The organism is Gilliamella sp. X-60 (assembly GCF_057063585.1).
The window spans coordinates 37757-59452 of record NZ_JBXSQJ010000015.1 but is presented as its reverse complement, the minus strand read 5'-3'; the positions used below and the strand labels follow the sequence as shown (position 1 = coordinate 59452).

Below are 21696 nucleotides of genomic sequence, written 5' to 3'. Positions count from 1 at the left end.
ATAAAGAGTTATCTTTATATTGTTTGCTGAACTAGATTTTGTTTTTTATAAAGTGTTCTTTTGGTACGGTCAACAACCTCGCCAGCCAATTGTCCACATGCTGCATCAATATCATCACCACGTGTCTTACGAACAATTACTGTAAAACCGTATGCCATCAGTGTTTTCATAAAACGGTCAATGCGTGTATTAGAGCAGCGAGCATACGGTGCTCCAGGGAATGGATTCCAAGGAATTAAATTAATTTTACTAGGTACATCTTTAAGAAATTTTGCCAGCTCGTGCGCATGCTCAACGCCATCGTTAATTTGATTAAGTAATACATATTCAATTGTTACTTTACCATGATTGGCATTTGAAGTAGAAAGATAGCGTAAAATAGAATCTCGTAGCATTGCCATGTTATACTTTTCATTTATTGGCATAATTTCACTGCGAATAGTATCATTTGGCGCATGGAGCGAGATTGCTAATGCTACATCAATCATACCAGCTAGTTTATCTAAAGCGGGAACAACTCCTGACGTTGATAGTGTGACACGTCTTTTTGATAAACCATAACCAAAATCATCTAACATGATTTCCATAGCTGGTGCCACATTAGATAAATTAAGTAGTGGCTCTCCCATTCCCATCATAACGACATTGGTGATAGGTCTATCAGCCAGTTTACCGGTTACACCAATAGCATTTGACGCCCGCCACACTTGACCAATAATTTCAGAGACGGTTAAATTTCGATTAAATCCTTGTTGTGCTGTGGAACAAAATTTACACGCTAATGCACAGCCAACTTGTGATGAAACACATAATGTTGCACGATCACGCTCAGGAATATAAACAGACTCAATCATTTGATTGTTTCCAACATCAAGCGCCCATTTAATTGTGCCGTCTGATGAGCGTTGCTCCATTGCAATCATCGGTGCTTTAATTTCAGCTAAAGTTTTTAGTTGCTCACGTAACTTTTTATTGATATCGGTCATTTGATCAAAATCATCTATCCCAAAATGATAGATCCATTTCATCACTTGATCGGCTCGAAATGGCTTTTCGCCAAGTGATATAAAAAACTCTCTTAATTGTTGGCGTGTAAAATTGAGTAAATTTATTTTTTCGTTTGTGTGATTAGTTGTATTAAGATTCATTGTATTTGTAACGCCTGAACAATTAATAGACGTGTTGGATGTAGATGGTGTTAACATAAGGCCTCGTTTTTACACATTATGGCTATTTCAATTTTTAGGAAAAAGATTATACTGTTTTTAACTTAATCTGGCTAATAGAATATTGGTAATGCTAAAAGATGATAAAATCCATAATATTTAAAAAAACTGGTAGTTTGGCTTTAAACTTAGCGTTACTTCTATTTTCTACTTTTACTATGGCAAAACAAATCCCATTAAATAAACTGATTGGACAGTTTGATGAAAAAAAAGACGATAACTTTATCGCCTTGGACTCAACCATACTGCCTGTTAATAAAAAAGGAATGTACCTGCAGAAAGAGCCAACTAGACAACTTATAAAGGCTTATAATGACTTTAAAAAAGTTCACCCAGATATTCCTTTTGTTGTAGTAAGTGCAACGCGAAATTACACTTACCAAAATGGAATTTGGCAACGGAAATGGGATGCATTGTTTGCTAAGCTCAATGATCCGCAAAAAATTGCGAAACAGATTTTAAAATACTCATCCATGCCAGGTACTTCTCGCCATCATTGGGGTACTGATATCGATATTACGAGTGTTTCTTCTGAATATTTTAGAAATGATAAAAAAGGCGTAATTCTTTATAAGTGGCTTCAAGAAAATCTTCCCAAATATGGATTTTGCCAAGCATTTAATGATGGAAGAAAAGGAGGATATCAACCTGAAGAATGGCATTGGTCATACAAATCGATCGCTAGCCAATATATCGCACAATATAAAGCTATATTAGAAAGCGATCCAAATGCTATCATGAAAGCCTTAACTTTTACAGGTCACGATAAAATCAAGTTAGAAAACCTAGTTAAAGAGTATGTGTTAACGGTTAATACTGATTGTTATTAACATGTTTTTATTATTGAAGTTTTCTCCAATATGGCAAACTTATTGTTACAATAAGACCACCACCATCGCGATTAGTTGCTTGGATAGTACCGTTATGCATAATGACAGTCTTTCTGGCTATTGCTAACCCTAACCCATAACCTTTGCCTAATTGCGGAGACTGAATACGAACAAACGGTTCAAAAATACTGGATAGTTTATTAGCTTCAACACCAGGTCCACGATCTTTTACTTCAATTTGCAAATACTTGCCTGTTTCTTTTAATGAAACTTCTACTGCTTGTCCTGCCTGTGAAAAGCGAATAGCATTACGGATAATATTTTCAATAGCACGGCGTATTTGTTCTGAATTGCCTTTAACAATTGAATGAGTAATTGGTGATGAAATAAAATGTACATCAATTAACTGGTGATTCGCCTCATAGTTAGCATCATTGATAACTACACTTATTAAATCTTTTAAGTCAAAATATTCATCGGTGCGATTATTCATTTCGGCTCGAGAATAATTTAGAATCTCACCAATTAGCTGATCTAATCGTTGTGATTCTAACTCTATCCTAGCCAAAGCCGTATCAATGTTTTGTTTATTTTGTTGAGCAAGCCCAATTGCTAGCTGTAAACGAGCAAGTGGCGTTCTGAGCTCATGAGAGACGTCATGAAGGAGAGATTGGCGATCAGATATCAATATATTAAGTTGTTCAACCATCATATCAAAATCTTTACCGAGTTCACTCAACTCATCGCGGCGAGGTTTTAATTTATTGAATAATCGGACAGAAAGATCGCCTTGAGAGACCCTGAAAAAACCTTGTCTTAATAGTCTCATAGGTCTGGTTAAATTCCATGCTAAAAAAAGACTAAAGACAAGTCCAACACATATTCCCATTAACACTATTGGCATTGGCATATTGAACAATGTTTTTTTAGTATGATCGTCCTTATCTTCTTTAAATGAAACAGAATAAAGCGTTCCGTCAGGCGCTGCTGCCATACGTTGATAAACATATGTTGGCGTTTCTAATTCATCAGTCAGTATATTGACTTGCTCATTTATTGGGGAAACTAATTTTATTGATAATAAAGCCCTTTCTTGTTCGGGCAAATGCGCTATAAAATTAAGTGTTTCATCTTCACCTGCCACATGCAATAACTGAGCAATCATATCGACTTTTGTCGGCATATGATTGAGGAATCTTTGATTTTTATTTTCTACATAAATCGAAAATGCAATCCAAGTTAATTGGAAGGTGAGATAAAAAATAACCCAAAATATAATGAGTATTTTCCAAAATAATCGACGATTCATACTAAAAGCCTATTGGTCGTTAACGGATACGGTAACCGACCGCTCTAATTGTTTCAATCGTTACATCATTTTGTGCTATTTGATGTAATTTTTGACGAATATTACTAATATGAACATCGACACTGCGGTCGTAAAGTTCTCGTGCTCGACCAAGCCCGATTTCCGATAACTCTTCTTTAGTCACCACTCGCTCACTATGTTTTACCAATAAGACTAATAAATTAAACTCGGTTGATGTCAAATCAATGACTTGTCCATTCCAAGTACATAAGCGTTGTGGTAGATCTAAAGTTAAACCATTAAAATGATATTTTTTATCATCAACCATTTCAACTGAACGTTCATCAAAACGACGTAAAACAGCACGTAATCTGGCTAATAATTCTCGAGGATAACATGGTTTAGGGATATAATCATCCGCCCCTAATTCTAACCCCAATACACGATCAATATTGTCGCCTTTGGCTGTTAACATAATAACTGGCATATTACATTGTTGTCGTATGCTTTTAAGAACATCAATGCCATTAATATCGGGTAACATGACATCTAAAATTGCGGCACGATATTTTCCTGATAATGCTTCATCAATACCATCTTTACCTAAATAAACACTTTTGATATTAAAACCTTCATTAGTCAAATATTCGCTAAGCATTTGTGATAGTTCAATATCATCATCAATTAATAAAATATTTATCATAATCGCAATCGCCATTGTTATTTAATTTAGATTTTTACATTATTGCAATAATAAAAAAAAAGTCAGGTTCTTTTACTAAAATATTACATATTTTGAACGATCCCTGATGTTTTAATTTACTGTTATTAATAATGTAAAAAAGTTTTAGGTTAGCTATATGTTGTAGCATATGTTCTAACCCAAGAATATAAGTAGAATTGATTGTTTATTCTGCAATTACATCATTCAATTCTCTGCTAAGGTATAATAAAGTAATATGTTAATGTTTCATCATCAAATATCTACTTTATGGATAGAATATGGAGATAAAAAATAAAACCACAAGTAATTAGGAAAGAATAAATTTGCTGAAGTTTGACGTCTTACAGGCTTTAGGATTGACAAAACCAATATTGTTGTCTTTTCTGCTTCTGTTACCGCCAAATAGCTAAAACTGACCATTAAAAAATGCTTATGTTTTCCTAATTTAATAAAAAAGCATGCCCATTATCTTTAGAATCTAAGGTATATGTGAACAGCCATAGCTTACAGGCGTAGTTACTGATGTGCTAATGTTGAACTTAAAGTACCAAAACATTATGCTAAAAAGGGATTGCTAGCAACTCATTGATTTGGGCGTGTTAAAATTGCTAACAATAATCGATCCAACAAAGAAATCAGTATTTCAGCCAAAAGTGCCTTTACTAAAGAGTGAATTGAAAGTTGTCAAATTTTATACTTTTAGCGCTTCTTATATAATCAATCAGTGAGTTTTTTTAAAATTCTGCTGGACAATGTTATTTTTTATGCGTAATATTTCGTCCTGCTTCTATGGTGGCTATAGCTCAGTTGGTAGAGCCCTGGATTGTGATTCCAGTTGTCGTGGGTTCGAATCCCATTAGCCACCCCATTTATAGAACGCAAAGAGCATCTAACGGCGAGTAGCGCAGCTTGGTAGCGCAACTGGTTTGGGACCAGTGGGTCGGAGGTTCGAATCCTCTCTCGCCGACCAAATTTCAATAAAAAAGCCTACTTATCCAAGTGGGCTTTTTTATTATCTTCTATCAAAAATTCAGATAGCCTCCTCTTTTCATCATTGGTGTTGCTTATTATTCATTTCCCTGACTGTTTCGGTTATCAGCTAGTTGCAATTCGCTTTGCCTTAGTTTTTTATGCTAACGTATGTTTTGCTCTCGACACACATTTTTGACCGTTTTGCTTTTATTTTAGTCTTCTGCTTGTAAAAATTATTCTGGATTCTATACCGTTTCATCTTATTGGAATCAGATGGCAACTTATTTCTCCTTGCCAAAAAGAGGAGAAAGATGATCGCTATAGTATAAATAAAAATCATAGCAGCACATATTGTTGTCAAAAAATTTAGTTGTGACTTTAAACAACAATTGGGGAATTATGCCTTAACCAATGCCATCTCTATTGGCTCATAAAAGTACGTTTAGGAGTCCCAAGTTTAGACCATGATATTCTTGATGAGGAATATGTTGTTTTAGAAAGAATAGTAAGTCGGTTGTTGAAGCACTAGCATTACGCAGTCAAGCTGCGCGTAAATTTAAATACAAAACATAGATCTCATCCTATATTTGGTGTATTTGCTAATTTAAAGATGATAGTTAATTCTGTCACCAAATTTTATAATAAATGGTTCTATAAATAATTTAATCAGCAATAATGCTTATATCTTCATGTGTAGGAATTACCCAACCAAGAAATACGTTAGGTACATATAAGTTGTTACAAATAAATCAACTAGTAACCAAATCATTTCAATAAATATAAAATGAATCAAGTTGTTAAAGTAGTGAATGTATTATCTAGAAGTGGTATTTGGTTGCAGATGATGATTCATTTTTTCTGTTAGTTATTGTAATTGTTTTCTCTTTCAATATATAACACCATGTTATTATATCCCTGCCTACAAAAATAATTCTTATCTGACTTGTTTTATGGTGATATTTTGTTTTAATAGATAAAAATATCTCTTTATATAACCTCTAGGTATTGGGAATAAATTATGAAAAATGTTGGTTTTGTAGGTTGGCGTGGAATGGTGGGGTCTGTTCTTATGCAACGTATGGTTGAAGAACATGATTTTGATTATATCAATCCTGTTTTCTTTTCTACCTCTCAAGCAGGTCAAGTAGCTCCCACTTTTGGCGGTAAAACAGGCACATTGCAAAGTGCAGATAATATTGATGCATTAAAAGCGTTAGATATTATTGTTACTTGCCAAGGTGGCGATTATACCTCCGAGATTTATTCAAAATTACGTGCAACGGGTTGGCAAGGTTATTGGATCGATGCGGCATCAACATTACGTATGGAAGATGATGCAATCATTGTGCTCGATCCTGTGAACAAAGCTAACATTCATGCTGCTTTAGATAAAGGTATTAAAACTTTTGTTGGTGGTAACTGTACTGTGAGCTTAATGTTAATGTCTCTTGGTGGTTTATTTGCTGAAAACCTTATTGATTGGGTTTCGGTTTCAACTTATCAAGCTGCTTCAGGTGGTGGTGCGCGCCATATGCGTGAACTGCTTACTCAAATGGGGATGCTAAATGCTGAGGTTGCCAAAGAGTTACAAAATCCGCATTCTTCTATTTTAGATATTGAGAGAAAAGTGACCCAAAAAATGCGTGATGGTAGCTTACCAATCGATAATTTTGGTGTACCGTTAGCAGGAAGTTTAATTCCTTGGATCGATAAGGCGCTTGATAATGGTCAAAGCAAAGAGGAATGGAAAGGACAAGCTGAGACCAACAAAATCTTAGGTACCAGCCAAATTATTCCAGTTGATGGACTTTGTGTTCGTATTGGTGCACTACGTTGTCATAGCCAAGCTTTTACTATTAAGTTGAAAAAAGATATCAGTGTGTCTGAAATTGAAAAACTGCTTGCTGCTCATAATGATTGGGTAAAAGTCGTGCAGAATGATCGTGATATTTCCATGCGAGAGCTGACACCAGCCGCAGTAACAGGTACCTTAACCACACCAGTTGGTCGATTACGTAAACTTAATATGGGTAAAGATTATTTATCTGCCTTTACTGTTGGTGACCAATTATTATGGGGCGCGGCTGAACCATTACGAAGAATGTTACGCATTTTAGCCTAAATTAAACATAAAATGGCAAAGCCCGATTGGTCGGGCTTTATTATTTATTATGATCGATTACTGTTCTTTATCGTCCAACAATGTCATTAATAATGAGCCATTAAATAAAGCTTGCTGTACTAATGCAAATGCGCCAATCGCTGATCTATCGTTAAGTGATGAGCAAGTAATAGTCAGATTTTTTCGTAAACCTTCTAAGCTTTGAGTATTTAATGCGCTATTGACTGCATTTAATAGTATTTCTGGTGACCTGGTGAGTTCACCGGCTAATACGATTCGTTGTGGATTGAAGATGTTAACCATAATTGCAACTGCCCTGCCAAGGTTTTCACCCGCATCTTTGACTAGTTTTATCGCTAGCTCATCTCCTTGATTAGCATATTGACAGATATGGTTAATATCGCAGTGATCTATTGTTAATCTTGATCTATAGCCTTGCTCAATCATCTGTTTCGCTCGGTTTTCAATAGCTTTATTGACTACACGGTTTTCTAAACAACCAAAGTTACCACAATGGCATCGTTCGCCTAATGCATCAACTTGAATGTGACCAACTTCGCAAGCGCTTTGATTGTGATTTGTCAGCAATTGTTGATTAACAATAACGCCAGAGCCTACACCACGGTGTACACGGATTAAAATGGAGTCATCAACATGCTGTGTCGTTCCAAAATAACTTTCAGCTAATGCTAAGCTTTGGATATCATTCCCAACAAAAATAGATACATTGAATTGTTTTTGTAGTACTTCAGCTAGAGCCCACTCTTTCACTTGAATATGCGGTGTATAGCGGACAATGCCATTGACCGAATCAATTAAGCCCGGAAGTACAATGGATATTGCAATTAACTGCTTTATTTTTTTTCTATTTTTCTCAATGAATTCTTCAATTAATGTGATTAAATATGCTTGTACTTGCTGTTCGGTAAAATGAGTCAAAGGATATCTTTTGGAGATTAGGCATTTAGATCCTAAGTCAAAAAGTTCAATAGTGACATGAAAGCGGCTTAATTGCACCGCAATGGCTTGGTAATGTCCAAATTTAGCTTCAATGGAAACCGCAGGTCGACCACCTGTTGATTGCTGGGCATCAATTTCTTTAATTAGCTTATTTTTTAATAATTGCCGAGTAATTTTTGTGATACTGGCTGGTGCTAATTGACTAATTTCAGCCAGTTGTATACGAGAAATAGGAGCTTGCTGAACAATTAAACGGTAGATCATTGCATAGTTAAGTTGTTTAATTAGTTCAGCATTCCCAACTAAATTCAGATAATTAAATAACATATTATATCTCAATATTTTTATTAACTATCTGCATTCTAATGATGTATTTCTCCATTTACAATGGTTTTAGTGACCGTAAAATCACGATTAAAAATAACTAAGTTGGCAATTTTACCTTCAGTAATACTGCCAAGATCTTTATCTACACCGATTGCTTTGGCGGGATAAAGTGTTGCCATTCTTAATGCTTCATCTAAAGCAATACCTACATATTCGACGGCATTTTTTACCGCGTCGATCATGGTTAAGGACGAACCACCTAATGTGCCGTTTTCATCAACACATCGTCCATCTTTGTAATAAATGGTTTTACCCGCAAATACAGCTGATGATAAATTAGAGCCAGCAAGTAACATTGCATCGGTAACTAAAATTAAGTGATCTTGTTTGATTTTATGGCTGTTGCGGATATTTGCCCAGCTCACATGTTGACCATCGGCAATAATACCAACATAAACTTCTGGCTCATCATAAATTGCACCAACTACACCCGGTTCGCGTCCAGAAATATAAGGCATGGCATTAAATAGGTGTGTTCCTAAACGAATACCATCGTTAAATCCACGGCGACAATCATCATAGTGACCATTGGAATGGCCAACTGATACATGAATCCCAGCATTAACCAGCTGTTTGATAAAATGGCTGTCGACTCTTTCAGGAGCTAATGTGATAATTTTTATTACATCTGCATTTTCACAAAGAAAATCAATCATTTCTTGTGAAGGTTGACGAATAATATTTTCGTCGTGGATGCCTTTCTTCTCCGGACTGATATAAGGACCTTCAAGATGCAAACCAAGTGCTTGATTGGCATGCGTAGCTAAATATTCACGCATCACTTTAACCGCCTTTATCATAAATTCATCAGTTGATGTAATTAAAGTCGGTAAATAACTCGTACATCCATAAGTTAGATTTGTTGCTTGCATTGCTTCTAATGTTTCAATACTTAGGGCATCAAGCGTTTCATTAAATTGCACCCCACCACAGCCATTGACTTGGATATCAATAAATCCAGGTGCAACTATTGCACCTTGTAAATTTTCAATTTTGATATCTGGGGTTAGTTCGTCTTGTTTACAGATTTTAGCGATTTTGCCGCCGTTGATAATAACGGCGTGATTTTCAAGAATTTCATAACCTGTATAAATACGACAATTTGTTAATGCGTACATTGATTTATCCTTTATAAAACGGTCACTTTAAGATTATCAGCTTCCATTTGTTTAAAATATTTTAATGTTTTCACTTTAAGATCATCAGTACTTGGTTCATCACAAACAATGATTGAAGCTCGATGCATTTGTAGTGCAGTCACTGTCCAAAGATGATTAACACTACCTTCAACACCAGCTTGTAACGCTAAACTTTTGTTATGACCACAAACTAATAAAATCACTTCCTGAGCATCCATTAAAGTGGCAACACCGATAGTTAGCGCATGTTTTGGTACTTGATTAACATCATTATCAAAAAAGCGAGAATTAGCAATGCGTGTATCTTCAGTTAATGTTTTGATGCGAGTGCGAGAGCAAAGCGAAGATCCTGGTTCATTAAATGCGATATGTCCATCTTGACCAACACCACCTACAAAAATATTGATTTTGCCATAAGCTTTGATCTTCGCTTCATATTGACGACATTCTTCATCAATATCTGGCGCATTACCATTTAATATATGGATGTTGTTTTTATCAATATCAATATGATTAAAGAAATTTTCGTACATAAATGTGTGATAACTTTGCGGATGATCTTCTGGCAAACCAACATATTCATCCATATTAAACGTTACTACATGTTTAAAGCTAACATGACCGGCTTTATAATGTTTGATTAATTGTTGATACATGACTAACGGCGAGCTGCCGGTTGGTAGACCTAGTAAAAATGGTCGATCTGCTGTCGGTTTAAATTGGTTAATTTTATTCACAATACGCTGTGCAACCCAAGCACCGACTTCTTGTGCATTGTCTAAAGGAATAAGTCTCATGAGATATCACCTCTTTTGATATAATTAAATAAATTCTTTTTTTTTAAAAGTAAAATATGTTGGATTAATTGTACTATATTAAGACAATTAATCAAAAAATATAGTGATTTTTGTCACAAAAAAGTAATAATTAATTTGCGAAGTAAAATAATATAGAGTGAAATAAAGAAGTCTTACTTATCATCGTTTAAAAATGTAAAATTTTATGACATTTTTTATATGCCCTTAAAAATATATGAGGTTAACTTATGGGAATTTTAGCTTATATGCAACGTATCGGGCGCTCACTGATGGTGCCTGTCGCAGTACTACCCGCAGCCGCAATACTACTCGGAATAGGGTATTGGATCGACCCTAATGGTTGGGGACAAAATAATATTATTGCTGCGTTTTTAATTAAATCGGGTGGCGCAATTATTGATAATATGCCTATACTTTTTGCTATTGGTGTGGCTTACGGTATGTCTAAAGATAAAGATGGTGCAGCCGCACTTGCTGGTTTAGTCGGTTTTTTAGTGGTTACAACTTTACTTTCTCCTAGCTCGATTGCACTATTTAATGGTATTGATACAAAAGCAGATGACTGGCTAGGCCAAGTCCCTGCTGCATACAAAAAAATAAATAACCAATTTATCGGTATTCTTGTTGGTATTATTGCCGCCGAACTTTATAATCGTTTTAGTCAGGTTGAATTACATAAAGCGCTATCATTTTTCAGTGGAAAAAGACTGGTCCCTATTATTGTCTCAATAGTTATGTTGTTAGTATCCGCTGTTTTATATTTTATCTGGCCAACTATCTATGATGCACTTGTTGCGTTCGGTAAATATATTAAAGAATTAGGTTCTGTTGGTGCAGGTATTTATGGATTTTTCAATCGTTTACTTATTCCTGTCGGTTTACACCATGCTTTAAACTCAGTATTTTGGTTTGATGTTGCGGGTATCAATGATATTCCTAACTTCTTAGGTGGGCAAAAATCAATTGAAGATGGATTAGCAACAGTGGGTATTACTGGTCGTTACCAAGCTGGATTTTTCCCTGTTATGATGTTTGGTCTACCTGGCGCGGCATTAGCGATGTACCATACCGCGAAAAAAGGTAATAAAGATAAAACGGCCTCAATCATGTTAGCCGCTTCATTTGCTGCATTTTTTACCGGTGTTACTGAACCGTTAGAATTTGCGTTTATGTTTGTAGCACCAGTACTTTATGTTTTACATGCTGTTTTAGCTGGTATCTCACTTTATATTGCAGCTGCAATGCAATGGATTGCAGGGTTTGGCTTTAGTGCTGGCTTAGTTGATATGTTACTTTCCAGCCGTAATCCACTTGCTGTACATTGGTATATGCTTATACTTCAAGGTTTAGTGTTCTTTATTGTTTACTATGTTGCATTCCGTTTTGTGATTGTTAAATTTAACCTTAAAACACCAGGTCGTGAAGATGAAGATACCACAGTTTCATCAACCGAAAACACTCAGCAAAAACAAGCAATTGGTGATACAGCAAAACTTGCAGAGCAGTATTTAGTTGCTGTTGGTGGTAAAGAAAATCTAACCAATATTGATTCTTGTATTACACGTTTACGTTTAGGGGTGAATGATTCAGATCTTATTGATGAGCAAGCGGCCAAAGCGCTTGGTGCAATGGCAGTGATTAAGTTAGGTAAAACTGGCGCACAAATTATTGTTGGAACTCAAGCTGAAAAAATTGCTGATCAAATGAAGAAATTAGTTTAGTTATATAAAAGCTAAATCTAATGAAATTATAGCCCACTCTATTTAAGCATAGCAAAAAATGGAGTGGGTTATTTATTTGATTTAAACTTAACAAAACTTCATTAGTCTATCTATCAACGCTAGAATGCATCTTTTATGAAAATTGATTATTTTTTAAAAAACAACAAAATAAAAAGTTAAATAAAATTAATATTTATTTGAATGATTTTAGTTTAGAGATCAATCTTGTTGTTGTGGTGTGAGATTGTGTATTTCAATATAAAATTAGAAGCGCAATACTACATCTTGAATAGTTAATAATTGCATTAATGACTCATTATTAATGATTTTACTTGGGATATTACGAGGTATCTGTATTAGATTTCTTGATTTAAGTGAAGATTCGCATACATACACATCATCAACATCATAAAGTTCAAGCATATTAAAAGTCGCAATATAATCACGCATTAAAATTTGATCTGGTTGCTGATTAGGTAACAAATGAAATACACCATCATCGACAAAAAAAACAGAAATATGATTAATAGCTGAGGTCGCCAAGGCGATATCAAGTGCTTCTCGACCTTTGGCATTTCCATGCGGGGGCGTACTAATAATAATTGCCACTTTTTTCATTTGAATCCTTAACCTTAAAACTGAATAGTACGGTCTGTCATTGCAATTGACTCACTTAATTCACCAAGGCCAGTTAATTGAAAATGATCAGCTAGGTTATTTTCGATAATGCCACGACGCTGTGCTGCTGCTACACAAACCGTCAAAGTGAAAGCGTGTTTTTGAGATAATTCTTGCCACGCAGAAATTAAATCAAATTCATCGCTGGCTGGATCGGTATAGCGGTTGCCATTATAAACACCATCGGCATAAAAAAAGATGTTTTTAATCGTATGTGGCGTATTAGACAGTAAAACTTGTGCAAATTGATATGCGCAGTAAGCAGATTGGGTCCCATAAGCAGGACCCATAACAACAAGAGTATAACTTAATGAATCAAGCAAATTATTCAGCTGCGTGTTCTTGATTTTGAGCTGGTGTTGATTCTTGAGTATTGTCATTTTTATCGCCATCAATGCCAAGCAACTCAACTTCAAATACTAATGTTGATGCTGGTTGGATGCCTGCTTTATCTTGTTGTCCTGGAAGACTTTGATCACCATAAGCTAACTCTGGTGGCACAACCAGTTTGATCTTACCGCCAACGCCGATCAATTGAATTCCTTCAGTCCAACCTTTGATAACCGCATTAAGTGGAAAGGTTGCTGGCTCACCACGGTCATAAGAACTATCAAATTTACGCCCATCCGTCAATGTGCCTGAATAATGAACAATAACAGTATCTTGCTCAGTTGGATGACGGTCTGAACCTTCTTTAATGATTTGATAAAGTAATCCTGACTTGGTTTTTTGTACGCCATCTTGTTTAGCAAATTCTGTGCTGAATTTATCACCTGCTGCTGTATTTTCAGTTTTTTCCTTTTCAAAACGCGCTTTGCTTTCTTCTTGAATTCGTTTTCCAAATGCATCTAAGATGTTTTTAACATCATCTTTTGAAAGTTGCGATGCATCACGGAAAGTCTCATTAAAACCACTAATCAAATACTCTTGGTCTGGTTTGATTTCATTTTGTTCTAAGTTTGACTTCATGTACGTTGCAAATGATGAACCTAACGCATATGCTTCTTTTTGTGCATCAGTTGAAATTGTAACTTTATTTGCTACTGTTGTGGAACTATTAGTGTCAGCTGATTTTTTATCATCACACCCAGTTAATGCTAATACAATGGCACTGCTGACTAATGTCATTTTAATCAATGATTTCATTCTACTTCTCCAAGTTATAAACTTTTTAACTAATTATTTTCATTATTATATATGATTTGGTATGGGATAATATAGTATTTACAAATCATTTATTTAATTAAGTTATATTAACATAGCATCAATATAATGGAATAAATAAAACGCGCTATTTAAATCATCCTTGAGTGAAACAGGCTTCCTCAGTTATAATGTATAAAATTTATAGCAAATAATGTATAAGGATAGCTATTTTGACTACCGAACTTAATGCCCTTGATATTGAAGAAATCATCAGTTTATTGCCCCATCGTTATCCATTTTTAATGGTTGATCGCGTACTTAGTTACGAAAAAGGTAAAACATTAAAAGCGATCAAAAATGTTACTGTGAATGAACCATTCTTCCAAGGTCACTTTCCTAATAAACCGATTTTTCCTGGCGTATTAATTTTAGAAGCTATGGCACAAGCTACAGGAATTTTGGCATTTAAAAGCATTGAAGAATTGTCGCCAGGACAACTTTATTACTTCGCTTCAATTGACAAGGCACGTTTCAAGCGTCCTGTTGTGCCGGGTGATCAAATTGTATTAGACGTTGAGTATATTAAAGAACGTCGTGGCATTGCGCTATTCCACGGTGTTGCAACTGTTGATGGTAAGTTAGTTTGCGAAGCCGAAATGATGTGTGCTCGTAAATAACATTTGGTATTTTACATATTCCAAATTGTTTTAAGGAAATACTATGGCAACAGAAATACACCCAAGTTCAGTCATTGAAAAAGGTGCTAAAATTGGCGATAACGTCAAAATTGGTCCTTTTTGTTTTATTGGTGAAAATGTTGAAATTGGTGACGGAACATTTTTAAAATCGCACGTTGTCATCAATGGGCACACCAAAATTGGTAAAGATAACCAAATTTATCAATTTGTCTCAATTGGTGAAGTAAACCAAGATTTAAAATATCGTGGAGAGCCAACGCGTACCGAAATTGGCGATCGCAATATGATTCGCGAAAGTGTCACTATTCACCGTGGTACGGTTCAAGGTGGCGAGTTAACTCGTGTTGGTAGTGATAATTTATTGATGATTAATGCTCACGTTGCGCACGATTGTTATATTGGTAATCACTGTATTTTAGCAAATAACGCCACCTTAGGTGGACATGTTCAATTAGACGATTATGTCATTGTTGGTGGCATGACTGCTGTTCATCAATTTTGTGTGATTGGATCGCATGTTATGGTCGGTGGTTGTTCTGGCGTTGCGCAAGACGTTCCTCCTTATGTTATTGCCCAAGGCAATCATGCAACTCCTCATGGTGTAAATTATGAAGGCTTAAAGCGCAGAGGCTTTAGCAAAGATGCCTTACAGGCGATTCGCAATAGCTACAAAGTCCTTTATCGAAATGGCTTAACGTTGGACGAAGCTAAAGCTGAAATTGCAACCATTGCCGAACAATATCCTGAAGCCCAACTCTTTGTTGACTTTTTTGCACGTTCAACGCGTGGCATTATCCGTTAATGACCAATAAACCATTAACCATTGCCTTAGTCGCTGGAGAAACTTCTGGCGATATTCTTGGCTCGGGATTGATTCGTGCGCTAAAAAATCATCATCCCAACATTGAATTTGTTGGTATAGCAGGTCCTAAAATGCAAGCTGAAGGTTGTAGGGCTTGGTATGAAATGGATGAATTGTCGGTTATGGGCATTGTTGAAGTATTGGGGCGATTACGTCGTATTTTATCTATTCGCCGAGATATTAGTAAACGTCTTATTGAACTTAACCCCGATATATTTATTGGTATTGACGCACCTGATTTCAATCTTTCCCTAGAAGGTAAATTAAAACAAGCCGGTATTAAAACGATTCATTACGTTAGCCCCTCCGTTTGGGCTTGGAAGCAAAAACGAGTTTTCAAAATTAAACGTAATACCAATCTTATTTTAGCTTTTTTACCGTTTGAAAAAACCTTTTATGATAAATTTGATGTGCCTTGCCGCTTTATTGGTCATAAGATGGCTGATGATATTCCACTTAATCCAGATCAAATAGCTATGCGTCAACAATTAGATGTGCCACTAACTTGCCGTTGTTTAGCTTTATTACCCGGTAGTCGCCATGCAGAAGTAACATTATTATCGACTCCTTTTTTAGAAGCTGCGCAATTATTACGTCAACGTTATCCTGACTTACATATTGTTGTACCATTAGTGAATGAAAAAAGACGAAAAGAGTTTGAACAGATTAAAGCCGAAGTTACACCAAAACTAGACATACAATTATTAGATGGCCATGCCCGTGAAGCAATGATTGCTAGCGATGCGGCAATTTTAGCCTCTGGTACTGTGGCATTAGAATGTATGTTAGCTAAATGTCCTATGGTTGTAGGCTATAAAATGAAACCTTTCACATTTTGGCTTGCTAAAAAATTAATTAAAACTCCTTATGTCTCTTTACCTAACATTTTAGCTGGTAAAGCCCTAGTTCCAGAGTTATTACAGCAAGATTGCACACCTGAAAATATCGCGAACCACATTATTCCCTTGTTAGAGGGTGATAATACTGAGCTAAAACAGACATTTTTATCTTTGCATAAACAAATCCGTTGTAATGCCGATGAGCAAGCGGCTAAAGCAGTGCTTGATGTATTAGAGGATGCGCATTGTTGTTAGAATTTACCTATCCTGATGCCACATTAATTGCTGGTGTCGATGAAGTCGGACGCGGTCCACTTTGTGGCGATGTTGTTACTGCTGCTGTTATTTTAGATCCAAACAAGCCAATTAACGGCTTAACTGACTCTAAAAAATTGACTGAAAAAAAGCGCGAACAACTGTTTGACATAATCCAACAAGATGCTTTAGCGTGGAATATTGCTCGCGCTTCAGTGGATGAAATCGATAAATTAAATATATTACATGCCACTATGCTAGCAATGCAGCGTGCTGTATCTGGATTACCTATTAACCCCAATTTTGTATTAGTTGATGGTAATCGTTGTCCTGATTTTGGTATTCAAAGCCAAGCGGTCATTAAGGGCGATTTATTGGTAGCAGAGATTAGTGCTGCTTCAATTTTGGCTAAAGTTACACGTGATCGTGAGATGGTTGAGCTTGATAAGCTGTATCCACAATATGGCCTTGCTAAGCATAAAGGTTATCCAACTAAAGCGCATTTAGCGGCAATAAAAGAACATGGTATTAATCATTTATATCGTAAAAGTTTTGCACCAGTTAAGAGTTTAGCATTATTTTAATTCACCATTGTTTGTCAACCGTTGTCAGAAATGATGAATTGAAAATAGAAACTGGTGAAATGATTGTTTCTTGATAAGGAATTTTGTTTCCATAGCGTTCTTTTAATTTTTTCTTCACGGCCGGCGATGAAAGATTAAAATCTTTGATAGTTTGTAATTGACCAATTTTCAATTTAAGTGCTTTATCATAAATTTTCCAGATTAACTCAGAAAAATAGATATAATTATTATCCCAACCAAACCAGATATCATAAGGTTTGCCTTTAAAACTACTTGCGACTTGCTTTAATTTAGCAATTTCGTTATTGGATAAATTGTGATTTTTTAAACGTTTTATGATGTAATTTTTATTTTTACCACGCGCAATCCAACTATTGAGTGGTGTATAAACTACTTTATTAGCAGCTTCAAAAACATATGGCTTGCCATTTTTAATAAAAATAATTCCCATATGGCTGTATGGCGAGTTTGTTGCTTGTTCAATAGCTAGACTTTGTCTTGATTGTTAGGATTGAAAAATAATATCACTATCTTGAGGTTTATAACTAGCAATACTAATAAAGCTAACTAAAGACAGCATTAACAATATAATAAAACGCATTAAATTTCCATTTAACTATAAATTATAAAATAACCACTTATAAAATAGCGTTTTATAAGTGGTTATCCAAATGGGAAACTAGTCTTGATGAGTAAAGATAGACGTAAATTTATTTTTATACATCTCTTTACTAGCTTTAACAAATCGAATTGTTTTGAAAATACCCAACAAGCTTGCTTGATGCATACGATAGAGCAGGCGATGAATAGTTAAAGCAAAAAATCCTTTAACATTCATTTCTCGTTTGCCAGCAATTTTAACCACACCTTGTGCGGTATCATGCAGAGAAATAATCGTTCCATTATCGGTATAATTAAACGATTTCATTGATTTATTATTTAACATGTTAACAATATTTTCATAACAGATTTTTGCCATCTGATGTGCGGCTTGTGCTGTAGCGGGAGCAGCTCTTCCGCTATCTTGCATTGCGTAAGCACAATCACCAATAACAAAAATATTATCATCGCGTGTTGTTTGTAATGTTGGTTTAACCACAAGTTGATTAGAACGGCTTGATTCTAAACCAGCAATATCTTTTAGATAGTCAGGCGCTTTTACACCCGCAGTCCAGATCATAATATCGGCGTTAATGGTGTCTCCATCTTTAGGATAAAAGCCATCACTTTCAGCTTTAGTTATCATGGTCTTGGTTAACACATGAATGCCACGTTTTTGTAATGTTTCGGTAATACCTAATGCTGTTTTTTCAGGTAACGCAGGTAAAATACGATCAGTTGCTTCAATAACCGATACATCCAGCAAATCTGAACACATTTTATTTTTGCCACAAGCACCAAATGTTTCAACCATATGAGGTAATTCGGAAGCTAATTCAACACCAGTTGCACCACCACCAACAATAGCGATACGAATTTTATCTTCAGTTGTTGCTTCATGTTTATCAATAATTGAACAAAAACTAGCAAATTTTGCAATAAGTGTTTCACGTAAACGAATTGCAGCGTTTTGGTCATCTAAAAAGATACAATGTTCTTTAACACCTGGCGTACCAAAATCATTTGAAGTACTACCTATTGCTACAACTAAAATATCATATGGAATAGAAATAGATTCGTTATTTAAATTCTCAACAATAACTTGTTTTTCTTCACGGTTAAGATTAGTGAACGTACCTTGAGTAAATTGGAAGTTGTGTTGTTGCCCTTGCGAAGCATAATCAATTCTATCAGCTTGCTCATTTAAAACACCAGTAGCAACTTCATGTAATAAAGGTTTCCATAGGTGATAACTATTTTTATCAATCAGTGTAATGTCAGCTTGGTTGTCTTTTCCTAGTTTATCGCCAAGGTCTGTAGCTAGTTCCAAACCGCCGGCTCCACCACCAATAATTATTATTTTTTTCATAAATTTCAAACCTTATCGTAATTAATTGTAAATATCATACTAAATAAGTAGGTTTTTATCTATTTCTTTTAACGAATATCATTTATAAATAAAACCTATTAAAGTGATTTTTTACAATTATTAAAATTTATTTAAAACTCAAATGGAGTATAGTCGTATTTGTTATTGATCGTGTTGATATATTCTTTTTTTTAAACTAAAAATTTCTCTTTATTCATTAAAATAAAGCACTTTTCGTATAATTTATAATACAGTAATCGTTACAATTTATGTTTGAGGGATCTATAATGCATATCATCATCCTATACTATTTAGACCTTATCTAATCATTTCACGCTATATAAAATTTATGAATAAAAAAATTTTTATTATTATTGTGTTAATTGTTATTTTAATTTCAATGACAATTCTAATTCGATCACATAATAGCCAGCTTATATTACAAGGCGAGGTTGATGCACCTAATGTTAGTATTTCGTCAAAAGCGAAAGGGCGCGTGCAGGCGATACATGTCAATCGCGGTGATGATGTAAAGCCAAGCGATATATTAATAACGCTTGATAGTCCAGAGCTATTAGCACAAGTCAAAGCAGCGCAAGCGGCTTGCGATCAAGCACGAGCTCAAGTTGCGCTTTCTGAACATGGAACACGTGAAGAAAGCATTCGCTACTATGAAGCGTTACTGCAACAAGCTAAAGTTGCTTATGATAATGCATCCAAAGAATATGATCGTAATAAAGCGATTTCGGCCAAAGGTTATGTTTCTCAATCGATCTTAGATAATGCATTAAAAACGCGTGATGCAGCCTTTCAACAAGTTCAATCAGCACAAGCTAATTTAGATCAAGCCAAAAATGGTGATCGTATTGAACAACGTGAAATTTATGATGCTAAATTAAAAGAAGCGGAAGAGCAGCTTAAACAATTACAAATTCAATACGATGATTTACAAGTAAAAGCCCCTGTTGAAGGTGAGGTTGGTTCAATACCAGCCGAAGTTGGCGAGTTATTTAATGCTAATAGTCCATTATTGACCGTAATTCAGCTGCCAAAAGCGTACTTTATATTTAATCTTCGTGAAAACATTATGCCCAATATTCATAAAGGCGATCATGTTAAGCTTGAAGTGCCTGCTCTTGGTAATAAAGAAGTTGAAGCTGAAGTTCGTTATATCGCACCCATGGGTGATTATGCAACAAAACGTGCAACACGAGCTACCGGTGATTTTGATTTAAAAACCTTTGAAGTTAGACTTTATCCAACAACGCCTATTGCAGGTTTACGTGCAGGTATGAGCACACTATGGAAATTAGACAACTAATTTGGGATTTTTGGTACCGCTTCAAAGAAGCGTTTAATGCTGAAATACCTGTGATATTTAAGCGGTTTACTTTCCATTGGTTAATGTGGATTTTACCGCTAATTATTTTTATATTAATTAGCAGTATTTTTTATCGTGGTGTACTTTTTGATCTACCGGTTGGCTATATTGATAATGATAAAAGTGTTTTATCGCGTGAAATCGTGCGTGATCTTAATGCTGGAGCACATGCCAATCTGGTCAATTATGATAGCCAGCTTGCTGATGCTGAACGTGATTTGCAAAAAGCAAAAATTTATGCCATTTTTTATATTCCACCGAATTTTGAAGCAGATGTATTAGCTGGTCGACAGCCAACACCAATGCTTTATTATAATGCGTTATATTATAGTGCTGGATTATATTCTATTATGGATTATTCAGGCCTAATTGCGGCATTAAATACCCAATACCGTAGCACAATGGCAACTAGTATTGGGATACCGGTACCTAAGCTTGCAAAAGTAAACTTCAATTATGATGGATTGTTTAATGCCAGTGGTAACTCAATGTACTTTCAGCAATTTTCGGCTGTCGTGCATTTACTACAACTGTTTGTTGTCACAACAACGATTCATCTATTAGCACAATTACCAAAGCGAACTCGCCCTAATTATCCTTTTGTTTTAGGGAAATTAGCACCTTATACCATTTGGTTTACTATGCTGCTTATTTTCGAAATTGCGATGCTTGTTCTGTTTTCTCATGCTCGTGTATCAGGTTCGCCTTTTGCCATGGTGACGGTGGTATTTTTCTATGTGATTGCTGCACAAAGTATTGGTATTTTGCTATATACTTTTACTAAAACCCCTATTGATGCTTATACTTATATCGGTATTTTAGTTGGACTTGCGTTAACTTATTCTGGTGTTGTTGTGCCTGAACTGTCTATGCCTTGGATTGCAAGGTTTATTTCATCATTAGAACCATTAACTTATGCTCTTAATAAGCTGTTCGATCTGTTTTTACGTCACTCTAGTTATCTTTCAGTATTAAAAACCTGTGTTATTTTAATGGTCTACCCAATAATTATTACCGTGTTAGTGAGAAAACGTCTAGTAAGACGACTACATTCACAGTAAGAGGAAAAAACCAAG

Annotated in this window: 19 protein-coding genes, 2 tRNA genes and 1 pseudogene; 11 read left to right on the top strand and 11 right to left on the bottom strand. The window is 35.2% G+C overall.

Translation table 11 applies throughout. The annotated features are described in order from the left end of the window. Positions 1-14: 14 nt before the first annotated feature. A complete protein-coding gene (rlmN, locus tag ACYIAM_RS08885; protein ID WP_483748008.1) occupies positions 15-1148 on the bottom strand; it encodes a dual-specificity RNA methyltransferase RlmN in 1134 nt (377 codons plus the stop codon). Between the two features lie 158 nt (positions 1149-1306). On the opposite strand from rlmN, the gene ACYIAM_RS08880 reads away from it, so the two are divergent. After that, positions 1307-2056, top strand: coding sequence for a M15 family metallopeptidase (locus tag ACYIAM_RS08880; protein ID WP_483748000.1), 750 nt, complete (start codon positions 1307-1309; stop codon positions 2054-2056). Between the two features lie 10 nt (positions 2057-2066). Here the strand turns inward: ACYIAM_RS08880 and ACYIAM_RS08875 are convergent, their stop codons facing one another. Further along, entirely contained in the window at positions 2067-3365 is a 1299-nt protein-coding gene (locus ACYIAM_RS08875) for an ATP-binding protein (RefSeq protein WP_174796473.1), read from the bottom strand. Between the two features lie 19 nt (positions 3366-3384). After that, complete coding sequence (locus ACYIAM_RS08870) at positions 3385-4065, bottom strand: response regulator transcription factor (protein ID WP_065638031.1); 681 nt, start codon at positions 4063-4065, stop codon at positions 3385-3387. Between the two features lie 816 nt (positions 4066-4881). Between ACYIAM_RS08870 and ACYIAM_RS08865 the strand changes: the two genes are divergently transcribed. The 3 genes from ACYIAM_RS08865 (at position 4882) to asd (ending at position 7183) form a co-directional block, all read left to right on the top strand. Further along, positions 4882-4957: transfer RNA gene (locus ACYIAM_RS08865), tRNA-His, on the top strand. A gap of 25 nt (positions 4958-4982) precedes the next feature. Then, positions 4983-5059 (top strand) — tRNA-Pro (locus ACYIAM_RS08860). Between the two features lie 1020 nt (positions 5060-6079). After that, positions 6080-7183 carry an aspartate-semialdehyde dehydrogenase gene (gene asd / locus ACYIAM_RS08855; RefSeq protein WP_483747999.1) on the top strand — a complete coding sequence of 368 codons (1104 nt, stop codon included), beginning with the start codon at positions 6080-6082 and terminating at the stop codon, positions 7181-7183. A gap of 57 nt (positions 7184-7240) precedes the next feature. Here asd and ACYIAM_RS08850 read toward each other — a convergent pair whose 3' ends face one another. The 3 genes from ACYIAM_RS08850 to nagB are packed head-to-tail and all read right to left on the bottom strand — an operon-like array spanning position 7241 to position 10466. Continuing rightward, complete coding sequence (locus ACYIAM_RS08850; RefSeq protein WP_483747998.1) at positions 7241-8470, bottom strand: ROK family protein; 1230 nt, start codon at positions 8468-8470, stop codon at positions 7241-7243. 35 nt (positions 8471-8505) lie between these two features. Further along, the gene (gene nagA / locus ACYIAM_RS08845; RefSeq protein WP_483747997.1) at positions 8506-9648 is read right to left on the bottom strand and encodes an N-acetylglucosamine-6-phosphate deacetylase; all 1143 of its coding nucleotides are present in this window, start codon (positions 9646-9648) and stop codon (positions 8506-8508) included. Between the two features lie 11 nt (positions 9649-9659). Next, the gene (nagB, locus tag ACYIAM_RS08840; RefSeq protein WP_065637948.1) at positions 9660-10466 is read right to left on the bottom strand and encodes a glucosamine-6-phosphate deaminase; all 807 of its coding nucleotides are present in this window, start codon (positions 10464-10466) and stop codon (positions 9660-9662) included. Positions 10467-10714: 248 nt separating this feature from the next. Between nagB and nagE the strand changes: the two genes are divergently transcribed. Then, positions 10715-12208 (top strand): N-acetylglucosamine-specific PTS transporter subunit IIBC, encoded by a 1494-nt coding sequence (gene nagE, locus ACYIAM_RS08835; RefSeq protein WP_174796477.1) that lies wholly within the window; start codon positions 10715-10717, stop codon positions 12206-12208. A gap of 264 nt (positions 12209-12472) precedes the next feature. Here nagE and tusC read toward each other — a convergent pair whose 3' ends face one another. The 3 genes from tusC to fkpA are packed head-to-tail and all read right to left on the bottom strand — an operon-like array spanning position 12473 to position 14032. Continuing rightward, positions 12473-12826 carry a sulfurtransferase complex subunit TusC gene (gene tusC, locus ACYIAM_RS08830; RefSeq protein WP_483747996.1) on the bottom strand — a complete coding sequence of 118 codons (354 nt, stop codon included), beginning with the start codon at positions 12824-12826 and terminating at the stop codon, positions 12473-12475. Between the two features lie 14 nt (positions 12827-12840). Then, complete coding sequence (tusD, locus tag ACYIAM_RS08825; RefSeq protein WP_202984942.1) at positions 12841-13209, bottom strand: sulfurtransferase complex subunit TusD; 369 nt, start codon at positions 13207-13209, stop codon at positions 12841-12843. 1 nt (position 13210) lies between these two features. Next, positions 13211-14032, bottom strand: a complete 822-nt coding sequence (fkpA, locus tag ACYIAM_RS08820; protein WP_483747995.1) for an FKBP-type peptidyl-prolyl cis-trans isomerase — start codon at positions 14030-14032, stop codon at positions 13211-13213. 230 nt (positions 14033-14262) lie between these two features. On the opposite strand from fkpA, the gene fabZ reads away from it, so the two are divergent. Genes fabZ through rnhB form a run of 4 tightly spaced genes read left to right on the top strand, consistent with a single transcriptional unit; the run spans position 14263 to position 17270 of the window. After that, positions 14263-14709, top strand: coding sequence for a 3-hydroxyacyl-ACP dehydratase FabZ (fabZ, locus tag ACYIAM_RS08815; protein WP_065637944.1), 447 nt, complete (start codon positions 14263-14265; stop codon positions 14707-14709). Between the two features lie 43 nt (positions 14710-14752). Next, entirely contained in the window at positions 14753-15532 is a 780-nt protein-coding gene (lpxA, locus tag ACYIAM_RS08810; RefSeq protein WP_483747994.1) for an acyl-ACP--UDP-N-acetylglucosamine O-acyltransferase, read from the top strand. After that, a complete protein-coding gene (gene lpxB, locus ACYIAM_RS08805; protein WP_483747993.1) occupies positions 15532-16686 on the top strand; it encodes a lipid-A-disaccharide synthase in 1155 nt (384 codons plus the stop codon). Before lpxA ends, lpxB begins: the two co-directional genes overlap by 1 nt. Beyond that, positions 16680-17270: a ribonuclease HII gene (gene rnhB / locus ACYIAM_RS08800; RefSeq protein WP_483748007.1), complete on the top strand. Its 591-nt coding sequence runs from the start codon at positions 16680-16682 to the stop codon at positions 17268-17270. Before lpxB ends, rnhB begins: the two co-directional genes overlap by 7 nt. A gap of 1 nt (position 17271) precedes the next feature. Here the strand turns inward: rnhB and ACYIAM_RS08795 are convergent. Then, positions 17272-17763: pseudogene (locus ACYIAM_RS08795) on the bottom strand (YiiX family permuted papain-like enzyme); the annotation flags it as partial. Positions 17764-17949: 186 nt separating this feature from the next. Beyond that, positions 17950-19239, bottom strand: a complete 1290-nt coding sequence (locus tag ACYIAM_RS08790) for an NAD(P)/FAD-dependent oxidoreductase (RefSeq protein ID WP_483747992.1) — start codon at positions 19237-19239, stop codon at positions 17950-17952. Positions 19240-19588: 349 nt separating this feature from the next. Here ACYIAM_RS08790 and ACYIAM_RS08785 point away from each other — a divergent pair, with 349 nt between their 5' ends. Further along, positions 19589-20560: an HlyD family secretion protein gene (locus ACYIAM_RS08785; RefSeq protein ID WP_174796484.1), complete on the top strand. Its 972-nt coding sequence runs from the start codon at positions 19589-19591 to the stop codon at positions 20558-20560. Next, entirely contained in the window at positions 20542-21681 is a 1140-nt protein-coding gene (locus tag ACYIAM_RS08780; RefSeq protein ID WP_483747991.1) for an ABC transporter permease, read from the top strand. The genes ACYIAM_RS08785 and ACYIAM_RS08780 overlap by 19 nt, the downstream gene beginning before the upstream one ends. The last annotated feature ends 15 nt before the right edge of the window (positions 21682-21696 follow it).